The following is a 14,719-nucleotide window of genomic DNA, read 5'->3' as shown; positions in this document are numbered from 1 at the left end:
CACTATATACAGTGGTTGCAAATAGATTTAATATGATATAACTATGGCGTCTAACGAAGAAATCCCAGCGATTTATCTTAAAAGCTTATACTTGGAAAACTTTAGGTGTTTTAAGGATGAGTATACGATTTCTTTGACTGATAAACAAGGTAAGCCAGCTCAATGGACGGTTTTCCTTGGCAATAATAACACCGGCAAAACTTCTATACTAAAAGCTATTGCAAACCTCGAAGTAAAAGAAAGAGTAGTGACAGATTCTGAAGAGAAAAAGTTGTATAATAACCATACACGTTATCAACCCAGATATTCCTCCAAAGGAGAAGTTTGGAACAAAGATTTTTTAATTGGAATTGATATATTTATCTCATCTGCTTTTAAAGGAAATATCTCAAAAAATACGTATTTCGAGCTTAAAACATATAAAAATCCTATCCATTTTATTGGAGAAAGAAAAGCATATGGGAATATAAGCATAAAAAACAACACTTATTCATTGACTGCTGCATCGATAAGTAGTAATAATGAAAAGATCGATTTCCAGAAAATATATCCATTATTTAAAATTTATGGTTATGGAACATCACGAAAATCTTCAGCAAGTAATAACATAAACTCGTCAGAATTATTTGATACTACAATCGGATTATTTTCGGACACTCAATTTTTACTTAATGTTGAAGAATGGTTATTACAATTAGATTACGCAACTAAGAATAATGCAGCAAATGCCAAAAAAGTATTTAGTAAAGTAAAATCAATTTTAACAAGTGAAATACTACCTGATATCAATGATATAAGATTCCGAACTACAAAAGATTTTCAGAATTTTCTTGAAATAAAAACTGACTATGGATGGGTAAAATTTAGAGACTTAGGATACGGATATCAAACAACCATTGCCTGGCTTGCCGATTTAGCTAAACGCATGTTTGACCGGTATCCAGAGTTAGAAAACCCTCTTCACGGCCCAGCAATCGTTCTAATAGATGAAATCGATTTACACTTACATCCGGAATGGCAGCGTAAAATCATTAAATACCTCAGTGATTTATTTCCTAATACCCAGTTTATCGTAACTGCGCATAGTCCGCTCATTGTCCAATCAGCCGAGAATGTAAATCTGGTTATGTTGGAAAAAGATGAAGCGACGGGAAGTATAAACGTTCGCCAACAATTTGGTTCTTTTCAAGGCTGGACGGTGGAAGAAATTTTGCGGGAATTGATGGATCTGGGCGAGAAAACCCGTTCAGATCGTTACTTAGAATTAATGCGAGAATTTGAAGATTCGTTACTGGAAGAAAATTACGCAGGTGCTAAAACCGCCTACGAAGAACTTGACAAAATCCTTTCTCCTTCCAGTCACCAACGAAAAGTATTGCAAATTCAAATGTCTTCGCTGATTCCCGCTTAAAATATGATTCGATTAGTACGCACGGAGCCACCGGTCGAAATGACGGCTGAATGGGTTGAGAAGCAAACCGCTAAATTCATTTTAAATAAAGAGTTACGCGTTTGGAATGAAAGCTTTCTTAAAAAAGCGTTGCTGCAAATGAGTAATTACAAATGTTGTTACTCCGAAATTCGCTTGCAGGAAGAAGGTAAAATCATGGAAGTTGAGCATTTTCTCCCTAAATCGGTTTATTCAAAACAGGTACTGGATTGGAGTAATCTTCTACCTTCCAGTCGCCACTGCAACAACGCTAAACTAGAGCGCGATCCCAATGAACACGATATTGTCCACCCAATAAATGATGAGCCAAAGGAGCATTTCTACCTAGTTGATTATATACTAAGGGGGCGGACGAAGAAAGGGAGACGTTCAGTTATTATTTTAAAGCTCAATGATGTAGAGCACCTGGTAGAGCCTCGGCGTAAAATTGGACTTGCCGTTCAAGGAGAACTATACAAACAATTTGAAAAAATCGATGAACTGTCCGCTGATGGCTTAACATCAGATGAAAAACTTAGGATCGTTTCTGCCCTTGAAAACTTAATGATTCAGGGAAGAGCTAAAGAACAGTATAGTGCTACTGTAGCTACGGTTTTACTAACCGACCCGCATTTCAGCCTCATCAAAAATTTTATAATGAGTAATGATCTCTGGTCCGATGAACTACAACTTTTGGAACAGGAACTCACTAACCTACGATTAGACACCGCCCCTTAACCATGCCCCAACACTTCGATTTCCTCGTGATCGGCTCCGGAATTGCCGGACTGAGTTACGCTACCAAACTGGCGATTCATTTTGAAGAAACCGGCCAGCCCGTCCGGATTGCCGTCATTACCAAAGTCCGGGCCGACGAAACCAACACCAAGTATGCCCAGGGCGGCATTGCTGCTGTGTGGGCTGAGGAGGACTCGTTCGAAAAACACATCGAGGATACGATGATTGCGGGCGACTTTCTGAGCAAACGCGAGGTGGTCGAAATCGTGGTGCGCGAAGCCCCCGAACGGATTCGTGAGCTGATCGACTACGGCACCCGGTTCGACAAGGAAGACGATGGCGACTACGACCTCGCCCGCGAAGGCGGCCACTCCGACCACCGGATTCTGCACTTCAAAGACATCACCGGAGCCGAAATCGAGCGGGCATTGCTGGAAAAAACCCAGTCGCTGCCAGCCATTGAGATTTTTACGCACTACTACGCCGTCGACCTCATCACGCGCCACCACCTCGGCGAAACCGTCCACCGCTACGACAACGACAACCGCTGTTTCGGGGCTTACGTGCTGAATACGCATACCGGTCAGGTCGAGATGTTTCTGGCCAAAACCACACTGCTGGCCACGGGCGGCATTGGCAACGTCTACCAAAGCACCACCAACCCGACCATTGCCACGGGCGACGGCATTGCGATGGCCTACCGCGCCAAATCGATCTGTAAAGACATGGAATTCATCCAGTTCCACCCGACGGCTTTGTATGAACCGGGCAAAAAACCGAGCTTTCTGATTTCCGAAGCTGTGCGCGGGTTTGGCGGGATTCTGAAAACGATCAAGGGCGAGACATTCATGGAAAACTATGACGATCGTCTATCGCTGGCTCCGCGCGACATTGTGGCCCGCGCCATCGACTCCGAGATGAAAAAATCCGGTGATCCGCACGTCTATCTGGACGTGACGCACTGTGATTTCGAGAAATTTGTCGAGCATTTCCCCAACATTACCGCCTATTGCCAGGATAATCTGGGCATCGACATTCGGAAGGATTACATTCCCGTCGTGCCAGCGCAGCATTACCTCTGCGGAGGCATCAAGGTGAATGAATACGGCCAGACGAATATCAACTTCCTGTATGCCGCCGGAGAATGCTCCTGTACCGGCTTGCACGGAGCCAACCGACTGGCTTCCAACTCTTTACTGGAAGCCGTCGTGTTCGGACACCGGGCCTATCTGAAAACCGTCGAAAACTTCAACGAAGCCGCGATCCCGGATAATCTGCCGGAATGGAACGATGCCGGAACGACGCACCCCGAAGAACTCGTGCTGGTGACGGAAATGCAGCGCGAACTGGAGTCGATCATGTCGAACTACGTCGGGATCGTTCGCACCAACCGGCGGATGAAACGGGCGCTCGACCGGCTGGAACTGATTTATCTGGAACACGAAGAACTCTACCGGCAGTCGAAAGTCTCGAACCGGATCTGCGAACTGCGGAATATGATCGAGGTGGCCTATCTGGTGATCAAAGCCGCCATGGCCCGACACGACAACCGGGGACTGCATTTCAATCTGGATCTGGAAAAATAAATAAAACCGCTAAACGTCTACTTCGCCGGTTTCGGCTTCCGGTTCGGCGTTGGAGGGATGACCGTGCAACACTTCGAGCAGTTCCTTGACCTGATAAATCGACTTGTTGTAGCGGTTGCCCAGCAGAATGATCACAAAATCGTCTTTCGGGCTGAACCAGAACAGGCTGTTGTAGCCTTTCCACCAGCCTGTGTGGTAAATGTATTCCGGCTGGTTCTGGTTGTTGACGTACATTCGAAAACCGTAGCCGTAATTCTTCGTGCCTTTGCGCTCAAAACTGCGGGGCAAAAAGGCTTCGGCCAGCAGGGATTTCCGCATCAGGCAGTCGCCGTTCAGCGCACGATACCACTTGAACAAATCGCCGACCGTCGAATAGATTCCCTTGTCGCCCACCACATTATCGTAATAATCCTTCGGAATCCGGCGGTTCCACTGGTAGCCTGCCGTGCGATACTGGTTGATTGAATCGTTGCGGGTGGTGGCCACCCACGTATTTTTCATACCCAGCGGTTCGAAAATATTTTTCTTGGCAAACTGATCGAACGACATGCCCGTAATTTTCTCGATGATGGCCGCCAGCACGCAGTAGTTGGTGTTGCTGTAGCTGAACGTGCGGCCCGGAATGTTGTAACGCTGGGGCGTAGGATGCACATTGGCGAACCAGTACATGATCTCGGAATTGGTTGGATACGGTTTTTCAAACTTGTAAAAATTCGTCCGCATGCTGTCTTCAAAAGCGTAGGCATAGTTGGGCAAACCGCTCCGGTGCGACAGCAGGTTTTCGACCGAAATACCGTGGTACGGAAAATTCGGAAAGAACTTTTGAATCGTGTCGTTCAGCTTCAGTTTTCCGGCTTCGATCAGTTTGAGGGTAGCGACCGCCGTGAAAGTTTTGGAAAGCGACGCCAGTTGAAATTTGGAGTTTTCGTTCAGCGAGTCACGGGAAGAGCTTTCGAAATGGGCCAGCCCAAACGTGTTTTTGTAAAGAATAACGCCTTTCTGCGCAATCAAGACGTTGCCGTTGAAACCCGCCCGCACCTTGCCGCGGATGATGGCTTCGATCTTTTCAATTTTCGCATCGGCCCCGATTTGCTGCCGGATGGCACGCTCCTCCGCCGAACTCAGGGTCTGTTCCTCGGCGCAATTATGCATCGCATTCGCCGAACGCTTCAACTTTTTCTCTTCACTCGAATCGCACCCGACGATAATACAAATGGCAACAATTCCCGCCCAAATTCCCGAAACTCTCATTCCATTACGTTGATATGCACTGACGCGCCCCTGAACTATTTTTTGCACCGAATAAAACAAAAATACATTTTTTCTCCCGACACCGCAGGGCTTTTTTATCGTACCGTCCGCGAAAGTGTGTGGATGGGAACACGGATTAACGCGAACGATGAGATAAACGATGAGATATTGGACGCATAGCGGACTGATGTTTGTAGCAAAAAAGGTTACCTGATCCCTCCCGCGTGCCTTTAGGTACGCAATTCCCTGGATCAGTTGCGTACCTAAAGGCACGCGGGAGGGATCAGGTAACCTTTTTTGCTACAAACATTTCGTACCTATGGCACGTAATTATCTCACAATCAAATAGTAAATCTCATAGTTTGCATACGGATTAGTATTTATAATCCGTCAACTCTTCTTTCTCCATCTTACCGAAGGCTTTCTGCATTTTCGTCCGGTCAAATTCTTTCTCATTATTGGCGATGAAAATCGTAGCAACCGTATTGCCGATGATGTTGGTAATGGAACGGGCTTCCGACATAAACCGATCGACGCCCAGCAGCAACGCCAGCCCTTCGACCGGGATCACCCGTACGGCTGTCAGCGTGGAAGCCAGCACGATAAAACCGCTGCCCGTTACGCCCGCGGCTCCTTTCGACGTAATCATCAAAATGCCGATGATGGTCAGTTCCTGCCCCAGCGTCAGATCCACACTGAACACCTGCGCCAGAAAAATGGTCGCCATCGACAGGTAAATGGTCGTGCCGTCGAGGTTGAACGAATATCCCGCCGGAATCACCAGCCCCACCACCGACCGCGAACAGCCCATGTTTTCGAGTTTATCCATCACCTGTGGCAAGGCCGACTCCGACGACGAGGTTCCAAAAACGATCAGCAGTTCTTCTTTAATGTATTTCAAAACGCTCCACAAACTGACGCGGTAGTAGCGCAGAATCAGGTTCAGAATCACGAAAATGAACAGGAACATGGTCAGATAAACCGTCCCCATCAGTTTAGCCAGTGGCAGCAACGTGGCTAGGCCGAATTTGCCAATGGTGTAGGCCATACCGCCCAGCGCGCCCAGCGGAGCCAGCGTCATGACCACGTTCAGGATGTTGAAAAACACCCGCGACAGTTTTTCGAAGGTCACAATCAGCGAATGCCCGCGCTCGCCCATGCGCGTCAGCCCGATGCCGAAAAACACGGAAAAAACCAGCACCTGCAAAATTTCACCCTCGGCGAAGGCTTTAATGGCGTTGTCGGGAACGATGTGCATGAAAAACTTGACCCAGTCGAGGTCTTTTCCCTGCGACGCATACGCCGAAATATCACCACCCTGCACCGAGGAAGCATCCACCCCGGCCCCCGGTTTCACCCAGTTGGCAATGACGATCCCGATCACGAGCGCGACGGTCGTCACGATTTCAAAATACAGTAGTGCTTTTCCTCCTACCCGACCCACTTTCTTCAGATCGCCCATGTTGCTGATTCCCAACACGATGGTCAGGAAGATGATGGGTGCAATCACCATCTTGATCAGATTGATGAACAGGTCACCCAGCGGTTTGAGTTTAGCCGCCGTAGTGGGGAAAAAGTGACCGATCAGAATCCCGAGCGTAATGGCGAGCAGAACGCGAAAGGTCAGGTTGTTGAGAAGTTTGCGCACAGCAGGGTAGGTTTATGAAATGGTTGGGGGAGCAGGCCTATCAGGTTTTTAAAACCTAATAGGCCTATAGGTTCATTCACTCACAAGGGCTATTTCTGAAGCACCGGCTCCAGCACTTTCCAGACATTTTCGGCCACGATTTTATGACCTTCCGCCGTGGGGTGAATGCCGTCTGCCTGGTTCAATTTGGGAACACCGCCGACATCTTCGAGCAGAAAAGGAATCAGTTCGGCTTTATTTTTCCGGGATAACGTCACAAAAAGCTTATAAAATTGACTCGAATAATCGGTTCCGAGGTTGGGCGGAATGTGCATGCCGGCAATCACGATCTGAACCTGTGGATTTTTCAATTTTACCGTATCGATAATCGCCTGTAGATTTTTACCAGAATCATCGAGCGGAATACCGCGCAGCCCGTCGTTGGCACCCAGTTCGAGCACAAACACATCGACCGGTTTTCGCAACACCCAACTGATGCGGCTTTTTCCACCCGCTGTTGTCTCACCACTCACCCCGGCGTTAATAACCTGATAGTCATAGCCTGCCGCTTTGGCTTTTTCGCCAACCAGGGCCGGAAAGGCTTCCGCCGGGTCCAGGCCGTAGCCTGCCGTCAGGCTGTTCCCGAAGAACAAAATCGTTTTCTTCGGGTTTCCTGCCGATTGAGTGCTGTCGGCCGCAGCCGGTTTTTCTTCCTGCGCCTGGCTGGTTTCCGTTTTAGAAGTACAGCCCACCACCGACGCCAGCAGCGACAAACCGGCTATCCAGACCTTATAATTTGCCATGCTTTTCAATAAATTCATTGTTTACGCAATTTTCAGGATGAAGTTTCAGCCGATTACCAACAAAAATAAGGGTATTTTATCCATTTAGACCCATTTCCTTCCCTTTATCAAATATTCCGTCCGTTGCGGTGAATAAAACGGCAACGAATTGGTTATCTAAGCATTCCGTTAAGCTACTGACTTATGAGTATTCTGCGTGCCGAGAATCTGACAAAAACCTACCAGAGCGGAGGTCGAACATTAACCGTTCTGAATTCCGTGAGTTTCGAAATCCAGCCCGGTGATACCTTTTCCATCGTTGGCCCGTCGGGCAGCGGTAAAACCACCCTCCTTGGCCTGTGTGCCGGTCTGGACCGGGCCTCTTCGGGTAGCATCTATCTGAATAACATCAAATTAGATACCCTCAGCGAAGACGAGCGCGCTGCCGTTCGCAACCAATACGTCGGTTTTATTTTCCAGAACTTTCAGTTGCTGCCCACGCTGACGGCCCTCGAAAACGTCATGGTTCCGCTCGAATTGCGGGGTGAGAAACGGGCGGGCAAAACCGCTCAGGAGCTGCTCGAACGGGTGGGTTTGGGCCAGCGCGGTCACCACTACCCCACCCAACTGTCGGGGGGCGAACAGCAACGGGTTTCGCTGGCGCGGGCCTTTGCCAACCGGCCCAAAATCCTGTTTGCCGATGAGCCAACCGGCAATCTGGATACCGACACCAGCGCCACGGTGGTCGACCTGATTTTCGAACTCAACCGCGAAGCCGGAACGACGCTGGTGCTGGTGACGCACGACCTCGAACTGGCCTCCCGCACCCAGCGCATCATCCGGATCAAAGGCGGCAATCTGGTGTCAGATACATTAACCGGAAACCGCATCGCTACCAACTGATGGATCGTGAACTTCCCAACCTAAAACCGCAGGCTGCCTCGATTTTCGATCCGTGGCTGTGGAAAATGGCCTGGCGCGACAGTCGCCGGAGCCGACAGCGGCTGTTTTTATTCATGTCGGCCATTGTGCTCGGCATTGCGGCCCTGGTCGCCATCAATTCGTTTGGCGACAACCTCTCGCGCAGCGTCGATGAGCAGGCCCGCGAACTGATCGGTGCCGATCTGGTGCTGTCGTCCAACAAGGAAATCAACAAAAGCACGGAACAGTTTCTGGCCAAAATCAGCCCGGAACGTAGCCGGGAGGTGGCGTTTCCGTCGATGGTTCTGTTTCCGCGCTCCCAGGGCGTCCGGCTGGCGCAGGTGAAAGCCATTCAGGGGAAATTTCCGTATTACGGGGCTTGGGACACTCAGCCCGCCGATGCGGTTGCGCTCTTTCGGAAAGCGAATCAAAACCGGCAGCGGGTTGCGCTGGTCGATGATGCGCTGCTCGTGCAACTGAATGCCAAACCCGGCGATTCGGTGAAAGTCGGGAAGCTGATGTTTTACGTAGCCGGTCGGGTGATGAAAATTCCGGGGCAGTCGGCGGTGACGACCACGGTGGCGCCGACGGTTTTTATTCCGTACGGTTTTCTGCCGGAAACCGGCCTGCTCCAACGCGGCAGCCGGGCCACCTACCGGTCGTATTACCAGTTTGCTCCCGGTACCGATGTTGACAAATACCTCAAAACGATTTCGTCCCGGCTCGACAAACTGGGCATCAATTCCGACACGGTGACGGAACGCAAAGAGCAAACCGGCCGGGCTTTCGCGGACTTGACCAAGTTTTTAAACCTCGTCGCCTTTGTTGCTTTGTTACTCGGTTGCGTGGGCGTGGCCAGTGCCGTGCATCTCTACGTGAAAGAGAAAGTGGCTTCGGTGGCCGTGCTGCGCTGTCTGGGGGCCACGGGTCGGCAGGCGTTTTTGATTTACCTCATTCAAACCTCGCTGATGGGCCTGCTGGGGGCCGTCGTCGGGGCCATTCTGGGTTCGGTGGTGCAACTGATGTTGCCGACGGTTTTCGGTAGTTTTCTGCCGGTCGACGTCGTCACAACAGTATCGTGGAAAGCCGTTGCCCAGGGCGTCGGTGCGGGCTTGATCATTGCCATTTTGTTTGCGCTGCTGCCGTTGCTGGTGATCCGGAAGGTGTCGCCCCTCCGCACGCTCCGCAGTTCGTACGACGACGATGTAACCGGCCGTGATCCGCTCCAGTGGGCGGTTTATTTCCTGATTGTGCTGTCGATTACCGGTTTTGCCTATTGGCAGATCCGCGACTGGAAAATGGCCGTCGGTTTTACGACCGGGCTGGCTTTTGCCTTTGGCGTGCTGACGGGCATCGGCCAACTGCTGATGGTTCTGGTACGCCGGTTTTTCCCGGTTTCGTGGAGTTACATCTGGCGGCAAAGTCTGGCGAACCTGTATCGACCCCAGAATCAGACACTTATTCTGGTAATTTCGATTGGATTAGGGGCCTTTTTGATTGCGACGCTGTACCTGACCCAGACGCTGTTGTTGAGCCGGGTGCAACTCTCGTCCAGCGGCAATCAGGCCAATATGGTGCTGTTCGATATTCAGAATGAGCAAAAAGCCGGGGTTCAGCAACTGGTCAAAAACCACCGTTTGCCGGTTCTTCAGAACGTTCCGGTGGTGACCATGCGGCTGACCGAAATCAACGGGCGGACGGTGGAAGCCATTCAGAAAGATACGAGTGCCAAAATTCCCGACTGGGCGCTGACCCGCGAATACCGCGTGACCTACCGCGATTCGCTGATCAGTTCCGAAAAACTAACCGCCGGAAAAGCACCTTACCAGACCAATAACCAGGTCTACATTTCGGTGGAAAAAGGGTATCTGGAGCGAATGAAACTGAAGCTGGGCGATAAACTGACGTTCAACGTGCAGGGTTTGATCGTGCCAACCATCGTGGGCGGAACCCGCGAGGTGGACTGGAACCGCATTCAGACCAATTTCCTGATTGTTTTTCCGAAAGGCGTGCTTGATCAGGCACCGCAGTTCCACGTGTTGATGACACGCGTTGGCGACACGCAGCAATCGGCCTCGTTTCAGCGCGATCTGGTCACTAATTTTCCGAACGTGTCGGCCATTGACCTGGGGTTGATTCTGCAAACCATCGATGAAGTGCTGGAAAAAGTCTCGTTCGTGATCCGGTTTATGGCCCTGTTCAGCATCATTACCGGTTTGCTGGTGCTGAGCAGTTCGGTCATTATCAGCAAATACCAGCGGATTCAGGAAAGCGTTCTGCTCCGAACACTGGGCGCCAACCGCCGTCAGATTCTGCTCATTACGCTGATCGAATACCTGTTTCTGGGCCTGCTGGCTGCTTTTTCGGGTATTGTGCTGTCGCTGTTTGGCACCTGGGCGCTGGCTTACTTCGTCTTCGAAGTGCCGTTCAGCCCCAATTTCGTGCCCTTGCTGGCGGTTGTGGGCATCGTCACCAGCCTGACCATCGTCATCGGTTTGCTCAACAGCCGCGGGGTGCTGGTGCGGCCGCCCCTGGAAGTGTTGCGGGCGGAAGGGTAACAACGGTTTTAATAATGAATATTGAACGCTGAATAACGAATATCGAAATGGTCGACCAGAATCAAAATCACACGGACCGACGTCGTTATTCAGTGTTCAATATTCATTATTCGATATTCCCTTAATTTTCACTCGCTTCGCAGCGTCTTCACCGGATTCATCAACGCGGCTTTGATGCTGTGGAAACTGACTGTCAGCAGGGCAATTCCGACCGCCAAAAGCCCGGCCAAAGCAAAAATCCACCAGTCGATTGTAACCTTGTAGGCAAATTCTTCCAGCCATTGGTCATGCCCCACCAGGCAACCGGAGAAGCCAGTACCAGCGCGATCAGAATGAGTTTGAGAAAGTCTTTGGAGAGTAAGGCTACCACACTGCCCACGGATGCGCCCAGCACTTTCCGAACGCCAATCTCTTTCGTACGTTGTTCGGCGTTGTAGGTTGCCAATCCGAATAGCCCTAAACAGGCGATGAAGATCGTCAGGCTGGAGAAGAGAGTTAATACTTGTTCTATTTTTTGCTCACCGACATAAACCTGTTCAAACCGGTCGTCCAGAAACGAATAGGAAAAAGGGGCTGCGGGCGAAAATACCTCCCATTGCTGCTTTAAGGAAGTGAGAAGCTGCGGAAGGTTATCTGTACGGGTTTTGACCAGAATGTTGCCGGAGTTTCTACCCAAAAACATGGCCAATGGCCCGATTTTCTGCCGCAGGGATTCGAAATGGAAATCGCTTACCACGCCAACTACCCGGTAAATTACATAGGCGCCCTTATCATCCGTGGAGCCGATCAACTCCCTTCCAATCGGATTCTTCTGCCAGCCCAATGCCTGAACAGCGGTTTCATTCAGAATAACCCCTGAAGCATCAGTAGGAAACTGTTTTGAAAAATTGCGCCCCTGGACCATATGCATTCCCAAAGTAGGAATGTACTCCGGATCAACAAAGTAGAACCGGGTCATGACGCCCTGCTCCGGATTTTCCTTAGCCCTGACGGTGGTGTTATCCAGGTTGGTTTTCCCGACAGGAACCTGCCCCGAAATACTCCCCATGACGACTTGCGGAGATCGGATGATCTGATCGCGAAATACGGCTTCGTTGCTCCGAAGCATGTTCGAATCATGAATCACCAGTACCTGTTCGCGATTAAAACCCACTTTCTGGCTTTGCATGTAGCGCAGTTGTCGATCTGCCGTAACGGTGGCAATAATCATTGAAATGGTGATGAAAAACTGAAAGACCACCAAACCGCTTCGCAGGTTGAAACTCCCTTTTCCGGCTTTAAACCGCCCTTTCAAGACCAAAACCGGCTTAAAGGAAGACAGGTAAAAAGCCGGGTAGCTACCGGCGAGCAGTCCCACCAATACCGTTCCCGCTACCAAACCAGCCGCTATGTAAGGCTCGGTCAATAAATGGATTGTCGGGGTCTTGCCAGTGAGTTGATTAAAGTAAGGAAGTGCTATACCAACAACCAGCAAACCAACCAACAGTGCCAACAGCGCCAACAGAACCGATTCGAGCAGAAACTGTTGCTGCAGTTGTCCTTTCACCGACCCCATCACCTTACGTACCCCAACCTCACGCGAACGACGGACCGCCGTGGCCGTCGACAGATTCATGAAGTTTACACAGGCAATCAGCAACATAAAGCCGGCGATGGCTGTCAGCACGTATAGGTACATGATATCCCTCCCCTTGTTCGATTCTGTCCTGGAATACAAATGGATTTCGGTGAGTGGTTGCAGGAAAACGCCGAAATCATCACCCCGCTCGCGAAACTGTTTTGGGGTCAGTTTCAGGAATTGCTGTATTTCACTCCCAATCTGTTTTTCGGCAAGTTGGGGAAGTTTGGCCTCCAGCCGTTTATAATCGTAGCGCTCGGGCAGAAGCAGATAGGTTTGATAGCTCATGTTATACAACCAGCCCGACCCATCAATGATTTCGTCACGACCGACCAGCGTCGCCAGCATATCGAACTGAAAATGAGAGTTCGTCGGTACATTTCGGACCACGCCTGTAACCCGATAGGGCGTCTTGTCGCTGCCGAATGACAGGATTTTTCCGATCGGCTCCTGATTACCGAAGTATTTCCTGGCGGTTTCTTCGGTCAATACCACCGTGTTTGGCTCTGTCAACGCCCGCTTCGGATTCCCTTTCAGGAACGGAATGGTGAATACTTCGAAAAAAGAGGAGTCGGCAAGCAGCAGGTTATCTTGTCGGAATGAGGTGGTTCCATAGCTGACGAACTCACTTCCCCCGCGGATACGCGTTGCGTTTACTACTTCGGGGAATTCCTGTTTCAAATTTCGGGCGGCATTCTGGCCTAAACCGTCTCCACCAAGGTCCTTACCGTTCAACCGCAGGTTGAGTCTGACCCGGAAAATCCGATCTGCTTTCTCATTGTACCGGTCGTAGGATAATTCATCCTGCACGTATAGCATTATTAGTAATGCGAATCAAGAGTTGAATTAGACTAAAATGGACAAACGCAGTCTGAGATGTAAGTTTGTAGAATGCTACAACTACAACTTATTGCTCTCTACGACTACGTTTGCCGGTGCTATGATAGGCACTTGTGCTTACATTTCCAACGGCAAAGTAATAATCGACAACCCGATTTTACTGACCAGGAACTGATAACGATTTATCTGTTTGGGCTGCTTAAACAACGCTACACCATGCGACAGAGTTATGATTACATCGTGGATCACTGGCTGGATTGGTTTCCTAAACTACCCTCTTATCAAGCCTTCAACTACCGACTCAATCAAGTGAGCTGGCAATTCGAGGTATTGATCGATGAGCTAGTTCATCAGTTGCAGACCCGACCTTGTCATCACCACATTAGCCTGGTCGATTCCCTGCCGATCATTGTCTCCAAACGGCCTTATCAAGCTAAAGTAGCTCGGGACTGGGCCGATAAAGGATTCTGCGCGACTAAAAAGCTGTACTACCACGGCCTTAAACTGCACTTTGTGGGCTTTGATCGCCGGGAGACGATTCCTTTGCCGGAGCATTTTTACTTTACTCCCGCATCGGCCAATGACCTGACGGTTCTCAAACAGACCACGTTGCCCTATGTAGAGCAACGGATCCTGGTCGGAGACAAAATCTATGCTTCGGCCCCTTTGCAAGCGCAGCTTTGTCAGCAGCAGGTCGAAATGGTGACGCCCATTAAACTTAAAAAGGGTCAAAAACGGCTGGATGCCGCCGACCAGCTTTATTCGAGTTATGTCAGTTCGATCCGTCAGCCGGTGGAATCGTTCTTTAATTGGCTAATTGAAAAAACTCACATCCAAACGGCTTCCAAAGTTCGTTCTCAGAAAGGGTTGCTACTGCACTGTCTGGGTAGGCTGGCCGCAGGGCTGTACATGATGGCTTTCATCTCTTGATTCGCATTAGTATGCAGGTAGCCAATCCGATGGCTAACCCAACTATGTTGATGCCGGTGGAAACTTTTTGTCGTTTCAGGTTGCGAAAGGTGATTTTTAGATAATTCCGAATCATAGAAATACGCAGGTTTGAAGGGTTACTATAGTGATGTTTACGTTGTCGTCGGCGCACAAACGGCGGCAAAACTGACAGCACATTGAGCAAATACCGTAAAACCGCCTGAGTTTCCCCCGCTCGGTTATACCAATACGTATACAATTCATCCAGATCACCCTCGACTTCTTCCAGCGTTTCCGACGGATGAAGCCAGGCCAGAAGCCGCTGCGCCCAGCGGGGCGGATGTGGGGGATTTGAGAAGTTCATAGTCAAAGTAATAATAATGAATACCGAACGCTGAATAACGAATATTGATGTAACCCCGCCGAATTTCGATATTCA

11 protein-coding genes are annotated in these 14,719 nt (G+C 49.8%); 6 read left to right on the top strand and 5 right to left on the bottom strand.

The features are described 5' to 3' along the window. Positions 1 to 43 precede the first annotated feature (43 nt). From ACO064_RS18480 to nadB, 3 genes are read left to right on the top strand one after another with little or no spacing between them, the layout of a single operon-like run. The gene (locus tag ACO064_RS18480) at positions 44 to 1,411 is read left to right on the top strand and encodes an AAA family ATPase (protein ID WP_421828709.1); all 1,368 of its coding nucleotides are present in this window, start codon (positions 44 to 46) and stop codon (positions 1,409 to 1,411) included. A 3-nt stretch (positions 1,412 to 1,414) separates the two neighbouring features. Continuing rightward, positions 1,415 to 2,167 carry a hypothetical protein gene (locus tag ACO064_RS18475; protein ID WP_421828708.1) on the top strand — a complete coding sequence of 251 codons (753 nt, stop codon included), beginning with the start codon at positions 1,415 to 1,417 and terminating at the stop codon, positions 2,165 to 2,167. 2 nt (positions 2,168 to 2,169) lie between these two features. Continuing rightward, positions 2,170 to 3,753: an L-aspartate oxidase gene (gene nadB / locus ACO064_RS18470; protein WP_421828707.1), complete on the top strand. Its 1,584-nt coding sequence runs from the start codon at positions 2,170 to 2,172 to the stop codon at positions 3,751 to 3,753. 9 nt (positions 3,754 to 3,762) lie between these two features. Here the strand turns inward: nadB and ACO064_RS18465 are convergent, their stop codons facing one another. From ACO064_RS18465 to ACO064_RS18455, 3 genes are all read right to left on the bottom strand, one after another. Beyond that, on the bottom strand, positions 3,763 to 5,004 hold the full coding sequence (locus ACO064_RS18465) for a serine hydrolase domain-containing protein (protein ID WP_421828706.1): 1,242 nt from the start codon (positions 5,002 to 5,004) through the stop codon (positions 3,763 to 3,765). Positions 5,005 to 5,377: 373 nt separating this feature from the next. Continuing rightward, the gene (locus tag ACO064_RS18460) at positions 5,378 to 6,652 is read right to left on the bottom strand and encodes a dicarboxylate/amino acid:cation symporter (protein WP_421828705.1); all 1,275 of its coding nucleotides are present in this window, start codon (positions 6,650 to 6,652) and stop codon (positions 5,378 to 5,380) included. A gap of 89 nt (positions 6,653 to 6,741) precedes the next feature. Beyond that, positions 6,742 to 7,434, bottom strand: coding sequence for an arylesterase (locus ACO064_RS18455; protein WP_421828704.1), 693 nt, complete (start codon positions 7,432 to 7,434; stop codon positions 6,742 to 6,744). A 183-nt stretch (positions 7,435 to 7,617) separates the two neighbouring features. Between ACO064_RS18455 and ACO064_RS18450 the strand changes: the two genes are divergently transcribed. Then, positions 7,618 to 8,316: an ABC transporter ATP-binding protein gene (locus tag ACO064_RS18450; RefSeq protein WP_138994553.1), complete on the top strand. Its 699-nt coding sequence runs from the start codon at positions 7,618 to 7,620 to the stop codon at positions 8,314 to 8,316. A gap of 65 nt (positions 8,317 to 8,381) precedes the next feature. After that, the gene (locus ACO064_RS18445; RefSeq protein ID WP_421831036.1) at positions 8,382 to 10,892 is read left to right on the top strand and encodes an ABC transporter permease; all 2,511 of its coding nucleotides are present in this window, start codon (positions 8,382 to 8,384) and stop codon (positions 10,890 to 10,892) included. 193 nt (positions 10,893 to 11,085) lie between these two features. On the opposite strand, the gene ACO064_RS18440 is transcribed toward ACO064_RS18445, so the two are convergent. Then, entirely contained in the window at positions 11,086 to 13,329 is a 2,244-nt protein-coding gene (locus ACO064_RS18440; RefSeq protein WP_421828703.1) for an ABC transporter permease, read from the bottom strand. Between the two features lie 72 nt (positions 13,330 to 13,401). On the opposite strand from ACO064_RS18440, the gene ACO064_RS18435 reads away from it, so the two are divergent. Beyond that, the gene (locus ACO064_RS18435) at positions 13,402 to 14,280 is read left to right on the top strand and encodes an IS982 family transposase (RefSeq protein ID WP_421826662.1); all 879 of its coding nucleotides are present in this window, start codon (positions 13,402 to 13,404) and stop codon (positions 14,278 to 14,280) included. On the opposite strand, the gene ACO064_RS18430 is transcribed toward ACO064_RS18435, so the two are convergent. Beyond that, a complete protein-coding gene (locus tag ACO064_RS18430; RefSeq protein WP_421828702.1) occupies positions 14,270 to 14,644 on the bottom strand; it encodes a permease prefix domain 2-containing transporter in 375 nt (124 codons plus the stop codon). The two genes, ACO064_RS18435 and ACO064_RS18430, sit on opposite strands and share 11 nt — an antisense overlap. Positions 14,645 to 14,719: the final 75 nt, after the last annotated feature.

The organism is Larkinella sp. (assembly GCF_965227735.1).
Lineage (GTDB): Bacteria > Bacteroidota > Bacteroidia > Cytophagales > Spirosomataceae > Larkinella.
Note: the sequence above shows the minus strand (reverse complement) of the source record. Positions and strands in the feature narration are given on the sequence as shown.